Source organism: Terriglobia bacterium (assembly GCA_020072645.1).
Classification (GTDB): Bacteria; Acidobacteriota; Terriglobia; order Terriglobales; family Acidobacteriaceae; genus Angelobacter.
Genome location: JAIQGK010000008.1, coordinates 16,010 through 36,451 on the forward strand (window position 1 = coordinate 16,010; position 20,442 = coordinate 36,451).

Here is a 20,442-nt window from a genome sequence, read left to right on the forward strand (position 1 = left end):
CATTACAAGGCACAGAAATTCTCCAGGATTTTCAAACCTGCTGCAGCGGATTTTTCCGGATGAAACTGCACACCAAAGACATTCTCGCGCTCCACGGCAGCAGAAAATGCTCCGCCATAATTTGTGCATGCCGTAGTCTCGGCGATCACGGGAGAACGGTAAGAATGGGTGTAATACACAAACGCTCCGCTGTTCACGCCCTGGAGCAGGCGCGCCCCCGGTCGGACCTCTAATTGGTTCCAGCCGACATGAGGCGACTTTACTGAAGCAGGGAAGCGCGAGCATTCGCCCGCGAAGAGAGCGGCCCCAGGTGTTTCCGGTGCTTCCGCGCTGCCCGCAAACAGCCACTGCATGCCGACGCAGATTCCCAGAAACGGTTTACCGCTCTTGATGACATCAAGCACTGGCGCCCGCAGGTATTCATTGAGCGATTGGCATCGGCTGAAGTGGCCGACGCCCGGCATAACAAGTTTCTGCGCGGCGGTGATCACTAAAGGATCGGAGGTCACCTGCGCGTCCTCGCCAAGATGTTCCAGCGCCTTTTTCACCGAGCTAATATTGCCCGCGCCGTAATCCACAATCGCGATCATAGAAGGCCCTTGGTGCTCGGCAGCATTCTGGCCAGTTGCTTATCGCGTGAGCAGGCCACGCGCAATGCTCGGGCAAAGGCCTTGAAGAGCGCTTCAATCTTGTGATGGTTGGAACGTCCATAGACTATCTTGAGGTGGACATTGGCGCGCGCGCCACGAGCAAAGCCTTCAAAGAAATCGTAAACCAGTTCCGACTGCAGATCGCCCACCACCCGCGTTTTTACACGAGTATCTACTACTGCGGCGGCACGACCGCTGAAGTCGATCGCGGCGAGACCGAGCGTTTCATCCATCGGCATCAGAAAATATCCTGCGCGCATGATGCCGCGCTTATCGCCCAGCGCCTTATCAAACGCTTCACCCAGAGCAATGCCCACGTCTTCCACAGTGTGATGCTGGTCCACGTCGAGGTCTCCGGTGGCTTTCAGCTTCAGGTCGAAAGCTCCATGGCGGGCAAAGAGTTCCAGCATGTGATCCAGAAATCGGATTCCGGTGGAAACTTCATAACGGCCGCCGCCCTCAATGGTCAGCGCGAGTTTGATCTGCGTTTCTGTAGTCAAACGCGTGATCGACGCTTTTCTCATCGCGCTGCCTGATTCGCCGTGGGAAGTTTAGACAATATCTGCTTGAGTTCGGCCATCAGCCGTTCCATCTCTTGCTGCTTGCCAATGGTGATGCGCACGCAGCCTTCGCAATCTGGGCGGTCACGCAACGAAATGCCGCGCGCGCGCAAAGCGTCAAGAATGGACTTTTTCTCTTCGCCCAAACGGCAGAGGATAAAGTTGCCATGGCTGGGCCAGCACTTGAAGCTGAGCTTTTCCAGTTCCTTGTGCAGCCATTCCCGGCTGGCGATGACCTGCGTAACGTAGTCGGCTACAAACTGGCGGTCTGCCAGCGCTTCAGCCAGACACTCAATGGCGAACGCATTCACGTTGAAGGGAGAAGCCATGCGCCGCAATACCGATATCTGTTCCACATCGCCTACCATCGCGCCCAGCCGGATGCCCGCCAGTCCGTAAGCCTTAGAAAATGTTCGGGCAATGAACAAGTTGGGCAGCTTGCCAACTTGGTCGAGCATGGTCTGGCCATAGAAATCAAAGTACGCTTCGTCCAGCAGGATTGCCGCATCAGGCGCTGCCTGGCTGATTTGCATAATCGCTGAGCGCGGCACGTCGACGCCCGTGGGATTGTTGGGATTGCAGATGACGACGATCCGCGTCTTGGCCGTCAGAGCATTCAGCACGCGCTCCAGAGGGAAACTGAAATCCGGGCCTGCCGGCACACGAACGGCCTTCGCATGTTCCATCTGGGAAAACACGTCATACATGGCGAACGTCGGGACCACGATGACGATCTCATCCTGCGGCTCAAGATAGGCGCGACAAAGAAGATCAATGGCCTCGTCCGCGCCATTGGTGAGCAGAAGCTGCTGTGGCGCAACGCCCAGAAAATCTGCCACCAGCTTTTCTCCGGCCTCACGGCGCGGATACAGCGCCAGCGTGCGCGCATCCATGCTGTTCAGTTTGGCAAGGACGCGCGGCGAGCAGCCCGTAGTGCTCTCATTCATGTCCAGGCGAAGTTCAGTTGTGGGACTGCTGAGTGGAGAATGGTATTCGCGCATCTCGCGGACGCACTGGCGCGCCTTAAGCATTTGCTGACCTCACTCGAATAGATTCTGCGTGGGCTTTCAGGCCCTCTGCTTCCGCCAGCGTGATCACCGCGGAAGCGATACGGTCCAGCCCATCGCGTGAAAGCTGCTGGACAGAGATGGTCTTAACAAAATCCTGCACTCCAAGTCCACCCCGAAAACGCGCCACACCGCCGGTGGGAAGCACATGGTTAGGTCCGGAAGCGTAGTCGCCCGCTGCCTGCGGGGAATAGTCCCCGATGAAGATCGACCCCGCATTGTTGATATGCGCAAGGTCTTCTTCATTCACGGTAATGTGCTCGGCGGCAATGCGGTTGGCAAATTCCAGAGCTTGTTCGTGGGATTCGGCCAGCAGAATTGCGCCGTTTTCTTTGAGAGAAACTTTCGCGAGTTCATTTTGTGTCGCGGCTAGCTTTGCTTCGGTAGCGACCTTTTCCGACAGCGTGGCAGAAGATGTGATGAACACGGCCAGCGTGTCGGGGTCGTGTTCTGCCTGGGCGACCAGATCAGCGGCGATGAATCGTGGTTCGCCGCGTTCGCTCACAATCACAATCTCTGTCGGTCCGGCAAGAAAGTCGATGCCGCAATCAAAGGCAACGAGCTTCTTTGCGGCGGTCACAAACAGGTTTCCCGGCCCCACGATCTTGTCGACCTTTTGGATACTTGTTGTTCCATAGGCCAATGCGGCAATCGCTTGTGCTCCGCCGATTCTGTAGAACTCGTGCACGCCGAGGAAATGCGCGGTCGCCAGGGTCTCTGGGGCCGGGCGGGGAGATACAATGCGAATTTCCCGAACGCCCGCCACCTGTGCGGGGATCACCGTCATGAGCATGGTTGAAGGCAGAGGATAGCGCCCGCCAGGAACGTAGCAGCCGGCAGACTGTAATGGTCTCACGACCTGCCCGACGTTGATTCCCGGCGCTATGGCGTTGCGCCACTGCTGCGGCTTTTGCCATTCGCAATATTGCCGTATATTGTCGGCTGCGACCTTCAACGCTTGTTTGAAGACTTCGGGAACCGCGCTCCATGCTTGCTCGAGTTCTGCATCTGCAACGCGGAGCGGCTGCTTGGCTTGCAAGCCGTCTAGTTTTTCGGCATAGCGTCGCAAAGCCTTGTCTCCGTTTTTGCGCACATCGACCACGATGCGCGCCACCTTTTGCTCCACGCGAGCCAGGTCGGTTGCGCCGCGCTGTTCCAGTGCTCGAACAAAAGCCTCGGCTTTGCGGCCACGCAGCGTCCGCATTACAGCACCACCTTATTCAATGGATACTCAACAATACCTTCGGCTTTGGCGGCTTTGAGTTGAGGCATGATTTTCCACGCGGTGGATTCCTCAATGATTGTATTCACCGCCACCCACTCGCCATCGCTCAGGGTGGAAATGGTTGGCTTCTGCAACGCAGGCAGCACGGCCAGGACGCCCGGCAGGTCCTGTTTGCGAACGTTGAGCATCAGTCCAACGCGGCCCTGGGCATAGATGGCGCCGGAGAGCATCAGGGCAAGATTTTCAATCTTGTGGCGTTTCTCGTCACTTGCCCATGCCGCTTTGTTGGCGATGAGTTGCGTGCTGGACTCCATAATGGTTTCGATGATGCGCAGGCGGTTGGCGCGGAGAGAGCTGCCGGTTTCTGTGATTTCAACGATGGCGTCGGCCAGCGTGGGCGGCTTTACTTCGGTCGCGCCCCAGGAAAATTCAACCTTCACCGGAACATTGCGGCCTGCAAAGAAATTACGAGTCACATTTACCAGTTCGGTGGCGATAATCTTTCCCGCCAGGTCCTCGGCTTTCTTGAATGCTGAATCTTCCGGCACGGCGAGCACCCAGCGCACTTTGCCGAGGCCCTGCTTTGCGTAGGTCAGTTCGGCGGCGGTTTGCAACTCCAGGCCGCTTTCCACCACCCAGTCCTTGCCGGTAAGGCCGCAGTCGAGCGCGCCGTGATCAACGTAGCGTGCCATTTCCTGGGCGCGGATCAGCATGCACTCAATTTCCGGATCGTCAGTGGCGGCAAAATACGAACGGCTGCTGGTGTAAACGTTTAGGCCCGCGCGCTTGAACAGGGCGATGGTTGATTCCTGCAAACTTCCCTTGGGTAACCCGACGCGCAGCTTCATCGCGGCGCCTCCACGGTGTTGACTGCAATCGGCTCAGTAAAGCATGACTTTGTGCCGGTGTGGCATACCAGACCGTCGCCTTCCACCTGCACACGGAACAGCAGTGTATCGCGATCGCAATCCGTCAATGCAGAAACTATGCGGAGCCGGTTGCCGGAGGTCTCGCCTTTCATCCACAGCTTTTGCCGGGTACGGGAATAAAACGTCACATAGCCGGTTTCCACGGTTCGTGCGTAAGCTTCAGAATTCATAAATCCCACCATCAGTACCTCGCCCGTGGAGTCTTCCTGCACAATGGCGGGGGCCAGGCCATCCATTTTGTCAAAATCAATCTGCATATATCCTCACAAGTTCATGCTTTAACAGGAAGCAAAACAAAAAGCCCGCCGATTTGTTTGAGCCGGCGGGCCTTTGATCTTTATAAGTGCGCTGTATTTAACTTCTACAGGCCTCCGCCGACACGCTCGCCGTGTAATGGTGGTGATGATGGCGATGTGACAGGGAAACCATGAGCGGTTATGCTAGCGAACCTGCCTTGGAGATGTCAATCGCAAAAGTAGGCGCGAGCGGCTAACCCGAGGGCTATTCCGTATATCCGCGGACCCGCCGTCCTTCCAGCACAAGACCAATAGCGGCGATCAATTCGTGAGGAGCATCACTCAAGATAAAGTCCGCGCCGGGAATCTCCGGCGAATGGAAGCACATTTCCAGAATCGGCAAGCCGGGATAGTAGTGGTTCACGGCGTGGGCAATTTTGCGCTTCTCCACTCCGCGGAAACCGTGGCAAATAAGGGCCAAGTCCACTTTTTCACTGGTCTTACCCAGGGCTTCAACCTGCGCCAAAGTCAGCGCGGAGCAAACAATGAATCCTTTATGTTCCAACAGCAGTTGGCGAGTTGTATTGAGGACTTCACTGGAAGAAACCGACAGAATTTTGGCCATGAATGTTGGGTCAGGTTGTGCTGATTTTTCCGGATTATACCCCAGCATTTGATTTTGAAAAGCCCAGTCCGCTGAATTTCGGGTAAATAAAATAGCAGAGACTCTGGACGCATATGTCATTGGTACATGGGCCTTGTCACGATTATTGGAAATCTTTTAATATCTACAACGATTCCGAAAGCAGCGGATCGAATCCACTCAAGGAAGCACTGTGCGAAAGAAATATCGACCGGGAGATCTGGTGCCTGAAAGTGGAATTTACCGGGTTACGCACGATTCGCACCGTCTAATGCATGAGGCCACTCTCCTCCAGGACCAGCGGTTCCCCATTTGCAGGAAGTGCAACCACGATGTCCGTTTTGAGCTGCGTCGGGCGGTCAAAAATCCTACACGTATCACTTCCGGTTATCACGCCATCCTTGAAGATTATCCTGACGCGGAGCCGTTCATCGTCAACTGATCCCAGCTAGGCAGCCCCGGCATCTCCCTGCCTCTTTACCCCTATTTCGCAAAATATGGCCTTCCGTGTGCAATGGAAAAGGTGTGTTTAAATCATCCAGTGGAAACGCGTGAGATAGGCCAGGAATTTCGTCCCATGTTGCGGCTGGCAGCGCCGCTTGCCCTTACTGAGCTGGGATGGCTGGCCATGGCATTTACTGACACCGTAATGGTGGGTCGGCTGCCGGATAGCGCGACCGCCATTGGCGCGGTCAGCCTCGGCAGCACGCTTTTTTACACGATTGGAATTTTTGGCAGCGGTGTAATGCTGGGTATGGACACTTTGGTGGCGCAGGCGTATGGCGCACGTCGTCTGGAAGAGTGCCACCGCACCATGTGGAACTCGCTTTATCTGGCATGCATTCTGTCTCCCATTTTAATGGCCTCGGTATTGATATTTCTGCCACTGTTCGGCCATTTAGGACTTGCGCCATCACTGGTCAGTACGACGGTCCCATTTCTTAAAGCGCTGGTCTGGAGCACGCTGCCGCTTGCTCTCTACTTTGCCTTGCGACGCTACCTGCAGTCCATGCACATTGTTAAGCCCGTGGTATTTGCCCTGGTATCGGCGAACCTGGTGAACCTGGCGGGGAACTGGGTGCTGGTTTACGGGCATCTTGGAGCGCGGGCCTTTGGTGTGGCCGGCAGCGGATGGTCCACGTGCATCTCTCGGGCATATATGGTCGTGGTGCTGGCGATTGCAGCGGTGTATTACGATCGCAAACGATCCAGCGGGCTGTGGAGCGCTTCACGGCGTTTTGAACTCAATCGGATACGCGTGCTGCTGCGGCTGGGACTTCCGGCAGCGGCGCAGCTATTACTTGAGGTCGGCGCTTTTGCCATGGCAACTTTTCTGATCGGCAAACTTGGCGCGGTGCAGCTTGCCGGACACCAGATTGCCCTCAATGTTGCGAGCTTCACTTATATGGTTCCGCTAGGAATATGCTCCGCCGCGGCTGTGCGGGTGGGCCACGCCATGGGCGCACAGGATGCGCACGCGGCCGCCCGCGCCGGATGGATGGCAATCTTCTTTGGCGCACTTTTCATGTCGTGCTCAGGGCTGGCGCTGTTCTTGTTTGCCAGGCCGATTGCTCGCGCATATACGCCGGAAGCCGCCGTGGTCAATGCCGGGGCCACGTTGCTGCTGGTGGCGGCGGTGTTCCAGTTATTCGATGGACTACAGGTTGTTGCGACGGGAGCGCTCAGAGGCGCTGGTAACACCCGTATTCCTATGCTCGCTAATTTTGTCGGCTACTGGGTAATAGGCCTTCCGCTGGGCGCGTTCCTGTGCTTCAAGATGAAAATGGGAGCAGTGGGCATGTGGCTGGGGTTGTGTCTGGCGCTCGTATTGATTGGGAGCGTCCTGTTGGCTGTGTGGCAAGCCGAGATTAAACGACTAACCCTGACAAGATCAACAGCGACCGGAGTGTGACCGATAGCTGTCGGCATAAAAAAGCAGGCCCGGAGGCCCGCCTGTTGGTTTGTACACGTACGCGGTTAGAAGCGAACGTGGAATGAGAGTTGGAGTTTGCGCGGTCCGTCATCAGACCCCGGATCGCCAAGACCATTAAACGGCGACGAGAGGATTCTGCCGCCTTTTTGCAGATCAGCCAGGGTCAAGGTCTTTCCGTTAGTTCCAACGTAAGTGCCGTTGGGCCGCATGCAGCCAGTGCAGGTGAAGAAATCAGGATTGACGGTCGCGCCAGGCGATCCGGCATTGGTGACAGATGGGCCCAAGACGTTAAGTACGTCATTCGTGTTGAACAAAGTTGCATTGGTGTGGTTGAACACGTTGAAAGCATCAAACCGGAGTTCCACCTTGATGTTTTCGTACTTGGGCATGTTAATCGACTTGTGCAGGGAAGCGTCGAACTTATAGAACGGTGATCCCCGTGCGGCGTCTCTGCCCACGTCGCCGTTAACTTTTGAGAAAGTGACAGCGTCGCCCGTAACGGCATCCACTGCGCCGGTGAAAGTTACGCCCGCCGGCGGTGCAAATGCATTTTGAATCGACTGGCATTGCGCCGCTGGGAACCCTCCGGCGATACATGCCGCTACCGCGCCGGGGCCAAACAGTGCGTTACCGCCATCGAAGGAAGCGATACCAGACGTGTTAACGGTTCCGTCTGCCGCTACGTTGGGCCGCTGCTGCGTTTCGCTGCCGGCGCCAAAAAATCTGGCGCTGCCGCCGAATGGAGCAGTACCTGTCGAAAGCGGATAAGGCCGTCCCGATTGCAGCTGGCCGACCCAGCTCAATCCAAGGTTATTGGCAAAAACGCCGGCGAAGTGGTTGGAAGTCATCTTGCCGGAATCCAGAACCACACCCATGTTCACAGCGTGGCGGATGTCGTTAAACGCAGGCCCCAGCTCGGGCCGGGTATTAACGAAATCACCCGGTTCTGAAAGACCAAAAAAGTCTTCGCCTGAGGTAAGAGCATGTGACCAGGTATAGCTGGCATTGAACTGTATATGCCTGGACATGTTCTTTTCCACGCTTACAAGCATGCCGTTGTAGTGCGAGGTGCGCGAGTTCTCATTTGTGCGGACAGCGGCAAATTGTGTATTCGGCCGCGCGGGGCTGTAGAAAAAGAAACCGGGATGGTTTGGATCGGCATTCAATGTTGGCGCGTTAAAATCACGCTCACCAAAGAGGCCGAAACCAAACTGACCGATGTACTGAACCCCCGCCTTCAGGGTGTTGGTGAATTGGTGCTCAATACCAAAGTTCACGGAACGCATTTCCGGGTTTTTTAGGTCGGGTGAGATGGGCCTTACGCGGCCGAAAGGACCGCTCAGTTGAGGAGCAAAGGGCGCCAGTAATGCGGGGCTCGGAAGATTGGGGAAGGCGGCCAGTGCTGCAGCCCCCGCGGGTGTAGAGTTGTCGATGGTAACCGTATTCAATGTCGTGCCATCGAAGTTAAGTGAATCCAGCACTACGTTGTTGAAGGCGAGCATTGTTGTCTCGGCAAAGGACAAACGGAACAGTGTCTTGTCCCACGGAGCGTAGGTGAAACCCAACCGGGGCTGCCAGTTGTTTCCGTCAGATGAACAGGCCGAAATCAGACCGTTACCCTGGAAACAGGTGCCGTTCGGACCGGGAATTTTGCCGCCTTTAAATGCGCCGGCTTCAAAGTCATATCGCAATCCGGCGTTCATGGTCAGCTTGCGGCTGATCTTCCATGTGTCCTGGATGTAGAACCCGTAGATGTTGTCCTTGGAGGTGACTTCTCCCGGGCCAAACGCAATCGTCAAACTGGTCGGAACGAAGGGGTCCGTTGGGGTCCCAGTCCCGCTGGCGGTGTATTGTCCAAAGTGAAACTGCGGGAAAAGCGAGTTCCAGGGATAGTAGCTGATGTTGAACCCGGTTTTCCATGTGTGGTTCCCGTGGACCCAGGTCAAGTTGTCAATATATTGATACCGCTTTTGCAGGCCACCCTGGGGGCAGCAGAAATCTGCGCCGGTCGTCGCATCTCCAAGATCGGTGTGGATGATTCCGGGAGCGCTGCTGGCGTCAGATGTCGCGGTGACAAAACGGTAAAAAACAAACCGGGCTTCGTTCGTCAGGTTGGACGAGAGCGAAGAAACCAAGCCTACATTGACGCTGGCATTGTTAATCGTGCTGCTGGTGAGGCCATCTGGCGTGATGTTAGTTCCCGTTTGGACGATAACGTTTGCTTCCCGAAGGCGGTCCACTGCATAGCGCGCTGTCAATAAGTGCTTGTCTGTGATGTGGTAATCGATCTTTGCAGAATAGAGCAGGTTATTGACTGGCGACTGAACCGTAACGTTGCCCCCAAGTTCAGGGGGGGGAGTTAACGTGAGCGGGACAGCTTGGCGGCTTAGCTCATAGCTGGTAAACCAGAAAAGTTTATCCTTCTTGAAGGGACCGCCTAAAGTGAAACCACCTTCCTTGCGGTGGAAAGGGGCGCGCGGACAACCCTCGATCGATGTCGGATCGGGGCAGCGCGGGTCGCCAAGAATTCCCACATTATAAAAGGGATCAGATGCGGCCAGGTTTCGTCCGCGGAAATACATGTGACCATCGCCGTGAATACTGTTAGTGCCGGACTTCGTTACAACATTCATTACCAGGCCGGTGGCCTGGCCGTATTCCGCGTTGTAGTTGTTGGTCAGAACCTGAAATTCCTGCACCTCGTCAATGGATGCGCCTGTGCTATCACGGCCGGAAACCAGTTGGTCAGTTATGTTGGCGCCATCTACGTTGTAAAGATTGCCGCGATTGTTGATGGAGCCGGGAGAGATAAGATCGGTGGTCAAGCCGCTGGTATCAGACTTTACGCCAGGGGCCGTAAGCGCGAGCTGGGCGTAATCATTCACTGTGCCGCCGGCGCCAGCCAGTGTAGGCAGTCGTTCCATATCCAGGTTCGTGATATTGGTGGAGACATCAGTCTTGGTGGTTTCGATTAGAGGGGCTTGCGTGGTCACTTCCACGCTTTCTGTTGATCCTGCCACGTTTAACTTGAAGCCGAGGTCTCTCTGGTCGCCCAAATTCAGAACGATATTTTTTGTTGAACCCGGCGCAAACCCTTTTGCGTCAACGGCCACGTCATAAGTGCCAGGTTGAAGGTTGGGAATCACATAGTTACCGGTCGAGGTGGTTGTTGCTGATCGGCCTGTGCCCGTTGCCTGGTTGGTTGCGGTCACCTTGGCGCCCGGAACGACCGCTCCCTGCGGGTCAACCACGGTACCCGAAATTTGTGCGCTGGATGCGCTCTGTGCATTTGCCATAAATGGCAAACAGCAACATAAGAATGCGATCGTACAGAACTGTTGCAGACGCTTCATCGAGGATCTCCTTGATCTAGCTTCTTCATCTCCCTCTCCATGGTTAGAGCAACAGCGCACTCCAGCATCGCTGAATGCAAGAACCGAGAGACGCGGAGAATTTTAAACCCTTTTGGTAATACGTCTAGTGAAAATAAATGCCTTCTGACGAAATCGGTAGTGGATTGCTTTTCATCACGAAATTTAACTCTCGATAACTATCCAGAAATCCGTATTACTGAATATCGAGCGAGGCGCCACATGTTTTGTGGCCACTCAGACAATGCCGGTTAAGCGAATGTCATCGCGCGGCATTGTCCAACGGAAAGTTTTGCGCCGTCGCATAGTTCGTGCCGGGGTGCATTCATAGTGCATGTGAGGTTACGAAGGTAACAGCCAGTTCCATAATGGGAAATACCCGCGTTAGCTATCCGGGTTCGGCCGTGTGACTCTGGGTTTCATCGGATTTTGCCGGATTTCGGGGGTATATCTTGGAAAACACAGCAGAAGCTAAATGACCTGCGGACATGTACTAATGTGTTGATTCTTAAGGTATATAACTGAACGTGTGTACCTGGGTACCGATTGACATTCGAACAGTTGTTGCTATATTCGCGCCTGAGGCCTGTAAAACCATGAACAATATATATGACGCGATAAAAGAGAAAGAAAACCAAATCGCCATTTTCCAGGCGCAAATCTCAGGCTTGAATGCCGAGATTGAAGCCCTGCGAGTAGCAGCGCGAATCCTGGAAGGCGGCAGCGCCCAGGGCGTTCCGGAAGCGGCACGTCCGGTGGCAGTGCAAACATCCAGCAACGGCGGAGACAAAACCAAACGGGTTTGGCCGTAAAGACCGGCCGCTCGTCGCCGTACACGCGTCCATTCCCTCGCTCCCAAAGCGAGTCCCCCACGCAACGCGTAACCGGCAAAGCGCTCACGTCTTACGTTCGCGGCCCGGTTGGTTTTTGGTCCCAGGATACGGCAGAGCGGTGATCGGGCCATCGGCGTCAGCCGGGGCGGGATGTGTGAACGTGCAGAAGCGCATGGAGCGGATTTGATTCGAATCGCTCTTTGAACGCTTCGACAGAAATATTTTCCGGGGCAACACAGCGAGTTCAAATTAAAAAGAAAAAATAGAAGTTTGAGGGACGGCGTACACATGGCAACCCAAGCAGATACTGCTAACAGCACCGCGAGCAAGAGAGGCCGTGGCGCCTCGCCGGACGATCTGGCGGTAGTGGCGCAACGCGCCCAAGCCTTTACCAACGCTTCCGGAGTGGCCATCGCACTAAGCGAAGGCAACGCCGATGAGATCGTATGCCGCGCACGTAGCGGGGCCAGCGCGCCGGAGGTCGGTGCGGCGTTGCGCGTCAATGGGACCTTTACCGGACTCTGCATTCAAACCGGCAAAGAGTTGCGTTGCGACGATTGTGAGACGGATACGCGCGTCGACACGGCCGCGATCCGCGCACTGGGAATACGCTCCATGGTAGTGACGCCGATCCGTGAAGACAGCCGGGTGGTTGGCGTATTGGCGGCATTTGCGCCTACGCCGCACGCTTTTACCATTACGCATGTGGCCGTGCTTAAAACCATGGCCGATCAGATTTCCGCGCTGCTGCAAAAGGAGCGTCGCGCCCGCGAGGAGAATCCGCAGGTGGAAGCTCCGCGGCAGCCAGTGCCGGCAATCACGGCCAAACCCGTGGCAGTCCCGGCGCCCACGCCAGTGCAGCCGCCCGTACAGGCAACTCCTCCGGCCGTGGTGATCAAGCCTTCGTCTTCAGCCCCGCGCGCGGCCGCCACGGCCCCTGCCAAAGCGGAGCCTATCAAGAGTGCGCCTCTGGAAGTGGTTCCGCTTGCCACGCCGCCCAAAAAAGAAGAGAAGCGCTTTGAAGCCGCACCGCGAGCAAATTTTGGCACGTTTGATTCAGTGGCGGCAGAGGATAAAAAATCCGGAAGCCGATTCATGATGATTGGCGTGGTTGCGGTGCTGGTGATTGCCGCTGCGGCCACGTTTGCCTTCCTGAAAATGCAAAAGCCCAAAACCGCCGCGCCGCAGCAGACGCAGGAAGCCGCGAATGTGCCTCCGGCCATTGTGCCGCCATCCGGTACGGGACAGCCCGCTTCCGGCGCGACGGCTGCGGCCGCTACGCCAAGCACAATTTCGATGCCTCCGGCTGCAAAGTCTGTAGCGGAGAAACCATCGGCCAAGACGGTTGCCGAGAAGAATTCATCGCCGGCAGAAAAACCTGTTGTCACGGAGAAGCCGGCGTCGGTCGCTACTCTTGGCAGCACCGGAACGTCCAGGATCGCGAAGCAGAACACGGTGACAGCAGCCCCGGATGTAGCCCCTTCTTTCACCGCGGACACCACGAATTCGGCAGCGCCTTTATCCAGTCTGGCGCGGCCTGTAGCATCCTCGGCGCCTTCGGCGGCTGCGATTGAGCAATCGCAGCTTGAGCCTCTTCAGGTGCTCAGGACCGGCCCACTCGTTTATCCGGCCATTGCCAAAGCCCGTGGCATCACCGGCCCTGCCGTTGTGTTAGTTACGGTAGGAAAGGATGGCAAGCCATACAATCCGAAATTTATGAGCGGACAGCCCGTTTTCAAAGATGCCGCGATTCAGGCGGTCATGGGTTACCTGTTCAAGCCGGCCAAGCTCAACGGCCAGCCGATTGAACAATCAACCACGATCAGGCTGAATTTCCGCTGATCAATACCTGATTCAACGTACCGAGGCGCATCTTGAGAGCGATTCAGGATGCGCCTTTGGCGTTTCTGGGAATCGTTGCACGCGGTTGCTTTCAGGATGTTGCCTAGGCGCGGGCCGTCTGCTGGGTCGCCACGGCACGGCGCGCACGTATGCGCGATACCACCCAGATGACGAGTCGATAAGAGAGCAGGATCGCGAGTACCGCGCCGTAGGTCAAAGGTCGGCGCAAGTCTGCCTTGACCAGCCAGATGAAATGGATCACGCCCGCAGCCGCGCTGAAGTAGATAAGGCGGTGCAGCTTTTGCCAGCGCTTGCCGCCCATGCGGCGAATCCAGCCCTTTGTGGAGGTGAGTGCGAGCGGCAACATCAGGATCCATGCCGTCACGCCTGCGGTGATGAATCGGCGCTTGGCAATATCGTGGAGCATTGCATGGACGTCAAAAAACTTGTCGAGCCAAATGTACGTCATCAAATGCAGTGAACCGTAAAAGAACGCGAATAGCCCCAGCATTCGGCGGAAGCGGATCAGCCAAGTCAGGCCGCTGAGTTTGCGAACCGGCGTAACGCTGAGCGTGATCAGCAGGAACGTGAGCGTCCACCTGCCGGTGGTCCGCGTGATTACATCAATGGGATTCGCGCCCAGGCCGTCATGAAAGCCTTTCCATGTAAGCACAAAGGCCGGCCCCAGGCAGAGGAGAAACACCGGCGCTTTCAATGCTCGAATAAACTTTTCCGGCAGCGATTTCATCAGTAATTTTTTTGCAGGTCCATGCCCGAGTAGAGGCTTGCGACCTGATCAGCATAGCCATTGAACATGAGCGTGGGGCGCTTGCGAAATTCGCCAATCCGGCGCTCACTTGCCTGGCTCCAGCGCGGATGGTCTTTCTGCGGATTCACGTTGGAATAAAAGCCGTATTCATCGGGAGCCATCCTGTTCCACGTTGTCGGCGGCATGGAGTCAGTAAAACTGATCTTTACGATCGCCTTGATGCCCTTGAATCCGTATTTCCACGGCACCACCAAACGCAGGGGGGCGCCATCGACGTTGGGAAGAACTTCGTCGTACAGGCCGACGGCCATGATGGACAGCGGATGCATGGCCTCATCCATGCGCAGGCCTTCAACATAAGGCCAGTCCAGCACGCCACTGCGCTTCTGGTTGGGCATCTGATCGGGAGCGAGAACGGTCTGAAACGCGACAAACTTTGCGCTGGGGAGCGGATCTGCGGCTTTGATCAACGCGCTGAGCGGGAATCCGACCCAGGGAATAATCATGGACCAGCCTTCAACGCAGCGATGGCGATAGATGCGCTCTTCCAACGGCGCAAGCTTCATGATGGCGTCAATATCCAGCTTCTTGGGCTTCTTCACCATGCCATCAATTGCGACGATCCATGGGCGCGTACGAAAGTTTTTTGCTAGCCCGTTCGGCTCGTATTTGTCCGTGCTGAATTCGTAGTAATTGTTGTAATTCGTAATGTCCTTGAATGATGTGGGAGTCTCTGAGGTGCTGAGCTTGCTTTTCACAATGCCGCTGAGTTTTTGGCCGTCGGCATGGACGGTCTCAGATGCGCTCATGTGGTCGCGCAGGTAAAAGCCGCCTGCCAGCGCCGCACTCGCTGCCGCCGCACCAGCAATAAACTTGCGCCGGGTCAGGTAGGTCGATTTGGGAGTGATCTCTGAGGACGGTATGTCAGTTGGTTTCTTGATCAGCATATTATTCCGTGCACCCTTGCTTCTATTTTACTGCCCCGCCACCGATATCCGGCACTTACTTTGAGATGATCTGGCTTGCAGAAAGATACATTTGGAGTACGAATTTGGGGAGCGCTTGGATTTTTGAGGCACGCAAAGAGTGCAAGTTGCTGAGATATTGGACGTTCCATCTTCAGGTCCATGGCGATGAGAGAATCCCTTGAAGCTGCTAAGCTAGCCCCGTACATGGAAAATCCGAGACTTCTACTCTTCCTTCTCTTATTGGTCGCGGCCACACGCTTGTCTGGCCAGCAGGGGCCCCCAAGCCGCGCCGATTTTGCGCGGATTGGGGTAGAGCAGGGGCCCCCAAGCCGCGCCGATTTTGCGCGGATTGGGGTAGAGCAGGGGCCCCCGAGCCGCGCCGATTTTGCGCGGATTGGGGTAGAGCAGGGGCGTCCATCTTCGCAGAGCGGCTTTGATATCGAAGCCGCTTCCCGCTTCGCGCAACTCGCGCTCGACTGCGTGCACAAGGAGTATCCCAATAAGATCGCGCATTCGATGAATAGTGATGCCGATGTCGCACCGCCTCGTAAACTCACGCCTTCTTTCTACGGCTGTTACGACTGGCACTCCTCGGTCCACGGACATTGGCTTCTCGTGCGCCTGGCCCGCACCTTTCCTGACGCGCCTTTCGCGCTCCAGGCGCGCGCAGCGTTGCAGCAGAGCCTGACGGCAGAGAACCTGCGCACGGAGGCCTCATACCTGCAAGCTGAGGGCCGTGCCAGCTTTGAGCGGCCATACGGCCTAGCCTGGTTGCTGCAGCTTGCTGTGGAACTGCGCGATTGGGCGGCAGATGATCCGAAGAACCTGACGGTCCACGCGCTCTATGTCAACCTGCTTCCACTGGAGCAAAGCGCCGTGGATCGCCTCAAGGTCTGGCTGCCCAAGCTCTCTTACCCGGTGCGGATCGGAGAGCACAACCAGACTGCATTCGCCATGGGCCTGATGATCGATTACGCGCGCCGCGTCGATGATCAGGATTTCACAAAGCTGCTTCTCGCCAAGGCGCGTCAATTTTATCTCGCAGATAAGAACTGCCCTCTTTCCTACGAGCCTTCCGGCGAAGATTTTCTTTCTCCCTGCCTGGCTGAAGCCGATCTCATGCGCCGCGTGCTCTCTCCGCCGGATTTTGCCTCCTGGCTGCACACATTTCTTCCGCAAATTCCTCGCGACGGCTCCGCCGGTTGGCTGCCGACCCAGAAATCCACCGACCCATCCGACCCCAAGCTGGGTCACATCGACGGCCTGAACCTGAGCCGGGCGTGGATGCTCGAGGGAATAGCCTCAGGACTTCCAGCGAACGATCCGCGCCTGAAATCGCTCGCGGCCTGCGCCGCAGCGCACCGCAGCGCCGGTCTGGCTGCTGTCACCGGCGAGCACTACGAAGGCGGACACTGGCTGGGCAGCTTCGCCGTGTATCTCGTCACTCGGCGCGGCATCGCCAAATGAACTTGATCGTGGGCTGTAACGATTTCAGATTTCGCCGACCTGAGGCCCTGTTCGACCTTGCCAACCCCCTAGTGCAGGCGATTACTGTCGGTCAAACCCCACAAACACCGGCTCCGGCTGCAACCGCACTCCCCAGATTTCGAATACCTTTTTCTCGATTTGGTCTTTGAGGGCGAGAATGTCTTTTGCCGTTGCGCCGCCGCGGTTCACGAGTGCCAGAGTATGTTTGCGCGAAATGCCGACCGGGCCCAGCGAATAGCCTTTGGAAAATTCTGACTGCTCCACCAGCCACGCGGCTGCGAGTTTTACCCGACCATCGGCGGCGGGATAGCGGGGCATGGTCTTGCCGGGAGCGCGCTTCTCCGCCAGTGCCTGAATGCGGCTCCCTTCAGCGGCGCTGACGATGGGGTTCTTGAAGAATGATCCGGCGCTGCGGCAATCTTCGTCGCCTTCAACCAGAAGCATGGCCTTGCTCTGGCGGATGGAACGCACTGCATCGCGCACTTGGTGCAGCGTGGGTTTTTCAACGTTACTGGCTGCGAAAAAGTTTTTTACGTCAGCGTATTCGATTTTTGGTTCAACGTTGCGGCAAAGTCGGTAAGAAACTTCCAGCACAATGAACTCGCCCCGGCGCGCGCCGTTGAAAATGCTGGAGCGATAGGAAAAGCCGCAGTCGGCTTTGCTGAGGTCTAGCACCGTGCCGGTAGCGATCTCCAGCGCGCGCACGTGGGTGATGGTTTCAGATACTTCCTGCCCGTAAGCGCCCACATTCTGGACCGGCGTGCCGCCCACCGTCCCGGGAATTCCGCTCAGGCATTCAATGCCGCCGCAATTTTTGCTGATGGCGAGCGCCACAAGCGAGTCCCAGTTTTCACCGGCGGAGGCGTGGAAGAGCATCTTCTGGAGGTCACCCTCAAACTCCACGCCCGCCAGAGATATTTTCAGGACCAGGCCGGGCCAGCCGCTATCGGCAACAACAAGGTTGCTGCCGCCGCCCAGGACAAAAAGTGGTAGCTTCTGCGCGAAGGCGAAGGCCACCGCTTCGGAAACTTCATGTTCCGAATGGGCGTCTACAAAGTAACGCGCCGGGCCACCGACGTGAAAAGTGGTCAACGGTGCAAGGGGGATGTTTTCCTGGGTCCTCAAAAGATTCGTAACAGATTACAGCACAAGGCCGTTATGGAAAAGAGTTTTTAATTGGTAGAATAGAGAGCAGATCAGATCGGGAGGAAAGAGAAATGTATCCAGAGGGAATGGTGGCGCCCATGCGCCAGGAGCTGACAGCAGGCGGCATTCAAGAAGCGCGGACCGCGGCCGACGTGGAAAATGCCATCAACCAGAAAGGCACCGTGATGGTAGTGGTGAACTCCATCTGCGGATGCGCGGCAGGCAGAATGCGTCCCGGCGTGCGCGCGGCGATTCAGAGCGGCGTCCGTCCGGACCGTATGATCACCGTCTTTGCCGGACAGGACCGCGAAGCGACCGACGCGGCCCGCAGCCATTTCACAGGTTTTCCGCCAAGTTCGCCTTCAATTGCCTTGATGCGCGATGGACAACTTGTCTACATGATGCAGCGCCACGACATTGAGACGAGCGATCCGAATACGATTGCCACCCGGCTGAAGCAGGCTTTTGAGAAGCATTGCGCGAAGGAAGCAGTCAGCAATTAGTACTTAGTAATTGGTACTTAGTAAAACAGGGGCACGCAAATGCGTGCCCTTTGTGTTTTTGGGGAGGCAAAAAGCAGAGATGAAAATCAGGCTTTGCTAGGCCATGTGGTTGTGATTACAGGGGCAAGCCGCACTCTTCCAGATTGTCTTGGGAATCAATGCGCACAAGTAGTTAGGGCAGAGAGAGTGGGGTATCGCTGCCTAGTTCTAATTTATAAAAATCTCTTATTTTGGCTGTCTGTTGCAAGAATGGACACTTTAAGAAATGATTCCGGCATATAATTCGCGCACTTTCCTGTCTGTACAAACAAATTAGGCGGACTCAAATCTCAGATCAGGACTGAAAGGGGCCGTTTTGTCTACTTATCAAAATGAAATTAAAGCAATTGCCATAGCTAATAATGATTATGTACACGTGGCTTGGAATTTTGGCGCGCAACCAATCGCGGGCTGTGGGGGCTTCGCTGTCTACAGGATCGAGAAGGGTGGCGATCCTAATGGCCAAGCGTTGCCTGCGTTCGATAGAGACAGTAGCGGCAAGCGGCTGAAGGTTACCTGTGAAGACCAACCGATTCGCAAATACAACTGGCGCGATGTCTACGCGAAAAGAGGCGGCACTTACAAGTATAAAGTGATACCCATGCGCGCTCCGCGACAGCCGCTTACCAGCCTCGCAGTGGCAGAGACGGATTGGGTCGTCGTGTCCGGCAAGTATGACAAGGTGCAGGTTTACTTCAACCGGGGCATTCTGGGAACCCAGCACACGGCTGACGATCTGTGGAACCCTGCCAAGAAGAAGCCGGATTTTGCCAAGATCGAACAGAAGATCAATGATCCTAAGGATGATTTAAGGAAGTCGCTATGCGGCCAATTATATGAAGCACTGACGCAACTTCTTGATCGCGCCAAAAGAGACGGTGGTTCCTGTTGGGCCTCGCTCTATGAAATGACTGACCCGCAGCTTATTGACCGTCTGACTGAATGTAAAGACCTGCATCTCATTCTTTCGAACGACAATGACGAAAAGCAACAAAACAAGAAGAAGGTTGTCATCTATGACGGCAAGAACCAGCCTGGTGTGAAGAAGTTGAAGAACGCCAAGGAGATCATTCGCCGCTATATGCCGTCTGGACACATCGGACACAACAAGTTCTTTGTCTATTGCGACAAGGTGGGAAACGCAAAAGCCGTCCTTACGGGGAGCACCAATTGGACGGCGAGTGGTCTTTGTACTCAGAGCAACAATGCGATCCTCATCGAGGATGACCGCCTGGCGTCCGACTATTTGCAATATTGGAAAGATTTAAAAACGGATGCGCTGGCAGCGGGAGTGCCCAAGCAGCCTGCTCCGATGAAGGGGATTCAGGGCCAGGTACTGCGCACTGCCTGCGCCACGCCGCGAGACCCCCTCCCGCAAGAGAACAAATCAACCGTTACTGTCTGGTATTCTCCCAATACTCACGGGGCGATGAAGTCGGGAGCCAAAACTGCGCCGCCAACCCCGGTGGACATGCAGCGGGTCTATGACCTGATACACAAGGCGCAGCAGTCAGTTTTGTTCCTGGCCTTTATGCCAGGAAAGGCAGGAAGCGAAGGCAGCTTCCATTTCCTCAAGGAACTGGCGAAGGCTGCGGCGGCAAAGCCAGAGCTCTTTGTTCGCGGCGCAGTCAGCGATCCCGACCTGACGAAGGAATTTGACCTCTCCATTTTGACTTCCGGTGTGTCAGAGGACGCCATGATTTCCTCGCCGCAGGGAATTTTCAAGAATTTCGAAGCATGGCGTGAGGAGATTTACAAGTATGGGCATGCAATCATTCACGACAAAACCATAGTTATTGATCCGTTCGGTTCCAAATGCGCCGTCATTACCGGAAGCCACAACTTAGGCTTCCGAGCTTCCTCCAATAATGACGAAAACATGCTAATTATTGAAGGCGACCCGGAAGTGGCGAAGGCATATGCAGCCCACGTGATGGACATTTTTGAGCACTATCGTTCCCGCTGGATTAATGCCGGTCACAAAACGGACGACTACGATCCGCGCCAGGACCCGAACTGGCAGCAAAGATACTTTGAAGATTTTCGTCCGGCTTATGCGGAACGGCTCTTTTGGATAGCGAGTGGCGGCGCTCTTCCCCTACTGAAGCCGAATCCTCACACCAAAGGTGTGGGCAAGCATCTGGAGCAGGCAGCAGAAGCGAAGAAGGAAGCAGCGGCGAAGCGCAAAGCCATGAAGAAAGCTGCAGGCTCGGGATCAGGGGATTAACCTCAGGAAAGGA

The 20,442-nt window shown here is 55.9% G+C and carries 18 protein-coding genes; 7 read left to right on the forward strand and 11 right to left on the reverse strand.

Translation table 11 applies throughout. The features are described from left to right. Positions 1-2 precede the first annotated feature (2 nt). The 7 genes from hisH to LAO76_12550 all read right to left on the reverse strand — a co-directional run bounded on the left by hisH (position 3) and on the right by LAO76_12550 (position 5,292). On the reverse strand, positions 3-590 hold the full coding sequence (hisH, locus tag LAO76_12520; GenBank protein ID MBZ5491746.1) for an imidazole glycerol phosphate synthase subunit HisH: 588 nt from the start codon (positions 588-590) through the stop codon (positions 3-5). Continuing rightward, the gene (hisB, locus tag LAO76_12525) at positions 587-1,174 is read right to left on the reverse strand and encodes an imidazoleglycerol-phosphate dehydratase HisB (protein MBZ5491747.1); all 588 of its coding nucleotides are present in this window, start codon (positions 1,172-1,174) and stop codon (positions 587-589) included. Before hisB ends, hisH begins: the two co-directional genes overlap by 4 nt. Continuing rightward, the gene (gene hisC, locus LAO76_12530) at positions 1,171-2,241 is read right to left on the reverse strand and encodes a histidinol-phosphate transaminase (GenBank protein MBZ5491748.1); all 1,071 of its coding nucleotides are present in this window, start codon (positions 2,239-2,241) and stop codon (positions 1,171-1,173) included. Before hisC ends, hisB begins: the two co-directional genes overlap by 4 nt. Then, complete coding sequence (gene hisD, locus LAO76_12535) at positions 2,234-3,481, reverse strand: histidinol dehydrogenase (GenBank protein MBZ5491749.1); 1,248 nt, start codon at positions 3,479-3,481, stop codon at positions 2,234-2,236. The genes hisC and hisD overlap by 8 nt, the downstream gene beginning before the upstream one ends. Then, positions 3,481-4,350 carry an ATP phosphoribosyltransferase gene (hisG, locus tag LAO76_12540; protein ID MBZ5491750.1) on the reverse strand — a complete coding sequence of 290 codons (870 nt, stop codon included), beginning with the start codon at positions 4,348-4,350 and terminating at the stop codon, positions 3,481-3,483. Before hisG ends, hisD begins: the two co-directional genes overlap by 1 nt. After that, positions 4,347-4,688 carry a phosphoribosyl-AMP cyclohydrolase gene (gene hisI / locus LAO76_12545; protein MBZ5491751.1) on the reverse strand — a complete coding sequence of 114 codons (342 nt, stop codon included), beginning with the start codon at positions 4,686-4,688 and terminating at the stop codon, positions 4,347-4,349. The genes hisG and hisI overlap by 4 nt, the downstream gene beginning before the upstream one ends. Positions 4,689-4,932: 244 nt before the next feature. Then, a complete protein-coding gene (locus LAO76_12550; GenBank protein MBZ5491752.1) occupies positions 4,933-5,292 on the reverse strand; it encodes a hypothetical protein in 360 nt (119 codons plus the stop codon). A gap of 211 nt (positions 5,293-5,503) precedes the next feature. Between LAO76_12550 and LAO76_12555 the strand changes: the two genes are divergently transcribed. Both LAO76_12555 and LAO76_12560 read left to right on the forward strand, forming a co-directional pair. Beyond that, on the forward strand, positions 5,504-5,752 hold the full coding sequence (locus LAO76_12555) for a hypothetical protein (GenBank protein ID MBZ5491753.1): 249 nt from the start codon (positions 5,504-5,506) through the stop codon (positions 5,750-5,752). Between the two features lie 99 nt (positions 5,753-5,851). Then, positions 5,852-7,222, forward strand: coding sequence for an MATE family efflux transporter (locus LAO76_12560; protein MBZ5491754.1), 1,371 nt, complete (start codon positions 5,852-5,854; stop codon positions 7,220-7,222). Positions 7,223-7,287: 65 nt separating this feature from the next. On the opposite strand, the gene LAO76_12565 is transcribed toward LAO76_12560, so the two are convergent. After that, positions 7,288-10,539 carry a TonB-dependent receptor gene (locus LAO76_12565; GenBank protein MBZ5491755.1) on the reverse strand — a complete coding sequence of 1,084 codons (3,252 nt, stop codon included), beginning with the start codon at positions 10,537-10,539 and terminating at the stop codon, positions 7,288-7,290. 671 nt (positions 10,540-11,210) lie between these two features. On the opposite strand from LAO76_12565, the gene LAO76_12570 reads away from it, so the two are divergent. Beyond that, on the forward strand, positions 11,211-11,426 hold the full coding sequence (locus LAO76_12570) for a hypothetical protein (GenBank protein MBZ5491756.1): 216 nt from the start codon (positions 11,211-11,213) through the stop codon (positions 11,424-11,426). 309 nt (positions 11,427-11,735) lie between these two features. Next, positions 11,736-13,289: a TonB family protein gene (locus tag LAO76_12575; GenBank protein MBZ5491757.1), complete on the forward strand. Its 1,554-nt coding sequence runs from the start codon at positions 11,736-11,738 to the stop codon at positions 13,287-13,289. Between the two features lie 103 nt (positions 13,290-13,392). On the opposite strand, the gene LAO76_12580 is transcribed toward LAO76_12575, so the two are convergent. Continuing rightward, positions 13,393-14,037, reverse strand: coding sequence for a sulfoxide reductase heme-binding subunit YedZ (locus LAO76_12580; protein ID MBZ5491758.1), 645 nt, complete (start codon positions 14,035-14,037; stop codon positions 13,393-13,395). Beyond that, positions 14,037-15,005 carry a protein-methionine-sulfoxide reductase catalytic subunit MsrP gene (gene msrP, locus LAO76_12585; protein MBZ5491759.1) on the reverse strand — a complete coding sequence of 323 codons (969 nt, stop codon included), beginning with the start codon at positions 15,003-15,005 and terminating at the stop codon, positions 14,037-14,039. The genes LAO76_12580 and msrP overlap by 1 nt, the downstream gene beginning before the upstream one ends. A gap of 225 nt (positions 15,006-15,230) precedes the next feature. Here msrP and LAO76_12590 point away from each other — a divergent pair, with 225 nt between their 5' ends. Beyond that, positions 15,231-16,493 (forward strand): DUF2891 domain-containing protein, encoded by a 1,263-nt coding sequence (locus tag LAO76_12590; GenBank protein ID MBZ5491760.1) that lies wholly within the window; start codon positions 15,231-15,233, stop codon positions 16,491-16,493. Positions 16,494-16,574: 81 nt separating this feature from the next. On the opposite strand, the gene LAO76_12595 is transcribed toward LAO76_12590, so the two are convergent. Beyond that, positions 16,575-17,639: a UDP-N-acetylmuramate dehydrogenase gene (locus LAO76_12595; protein ID MBZ5491761.1), complete on the reverse strand. Its 1,065-nt coding sequence runs from the start codon at positions 17,637-17,639 to the stop codon at positions 16,575-16,577. 92 nt (positions 17,640-17,731) lie between these two features. Between LAO76_12595 and LAO76_12600 the strand changes: the two genes are divergently transcribed. Then, entirely contained in the window at positions 17,732-18,163 is a 432-nt protein-coding gene (locus LAO76_12600; protein ID MBZ5491762.1) for a BrxA/BrxB family bacilliredoxin, read from the forward strand. A 415-nt stretch (positions 18,164-18,578) separates the two neighbouring features. Continuing rightward, complete coding sequence (locus LAO76_12605; GenBank protein ID MBZ5491763.1) at positions 18,579-20,429, forward strand: hypothetical protein; 1,851 nt, start codon at positions 18,579-18,581, stop codon at positions 20,427-20,429. The last annotated feature ends 13 nt before the right edge of the window (positions 20,430-20,442 follow it).

Excerpts from the sequence above, each read along its gene's own strand:
- hisH (MBZ5491746.1), bottom strand. The coding sequence starts at position 590 with ATGATCGCGATTGTGGATTACGGCGCGGGCAATATTAGCTCGGTGAAA.
- hisB (MBZ5491747.1), bottom strand. The coding sequence starts at position 1,174 with ATGAGAAAAGCGTCGATCACGCGTTTGACTACAGAAACGCAGATCAAA.
- hisC (MBZ5491748.1), bottom strand. The coding sequence starts at position 2,241 with ATGCTTAAGGCGCGCCAGTGCGTCCGCGAGATGCGCGAATACCATTCT.
- hisD (MBZ5491749.1), bottom strand. The coding sequence starts at position 3,481 with ATGCGGACGCTGCGTGGCCGCAAAGCCGAGGCTTTTGTTCGAGCACTG.
- hisG (MBZ5491750.1), bottom strand. The coding sequence starts at position 4,350 with ATGAAGCTGCGCGTCGGGTTACCCAAGGGAAGTTTGCAGGAATCAACC.
- hisI (MBZ5491751.1), bottom strand. The coding sequence starts at position 4,688 with ATGCAGATTGATTTTGACAAAATGGATGGCCTGGCCCCCGCCATTGTG.
- LAO76_12550 (MBZ5491752.1), bottom strand. The coding sequence starts at position 5,292 with ATGGCCAAAATTCTGTCGGTTTCTTCCAGTGAAGTCCTCAATACAACT.
- LAO76_12565 (MBZ5491755.1), bottom strand. The coding sequence starts at position 10,539 with ATGGCAAATGCACAGAGCGCATCCAGCGCACAAATTTCGGGTACCGTG.
- LAO76_12570 (MBZ5491756.1), top strand. The coding sequence starts at position 11,211 with ATGAACAATATATATGACGCGATAAAAGAGAAAGAAAACCAAATCGCC.
- LAO76_12575 (MBZ5491757.1), top strand. The coding sequence starts at position 11,736 with ATGGCAACCCAAGCAGATACTGCTAACAGCACCGCGAGCAAGAGAGGC.
- LAO76_12580 (MBZ5491758.1), bottom strand. The coding sequence starts at position 14,037 with ATGAAATCGCTGCCGGAAAAGTTTATTCGAGCATTGAAAGCGCCGGTG.
- msrP (MBZ5491759.1), bottom strand. The coding sequence starts at position 15,005 with ATGCTGATCAAGAAACCAACTGACATACCGTCCTCAGAGATCACTCCC.
- LAO76_12590 (MBZ5491760.1), top strand. The coding sequence starts at position 15,231 with ATGGAAAATCCGAGACTTCTACTCTTCCTTCTCTTATTGGTCGCGGCC.
- LAO76_12600 (MBZ5491762.1), top strand. The coding sequence starts at position 17,732 with ATGTATCCAGAGGGAATGGTGGCGCCCATGCGCCAGGAGCTGACAGCA.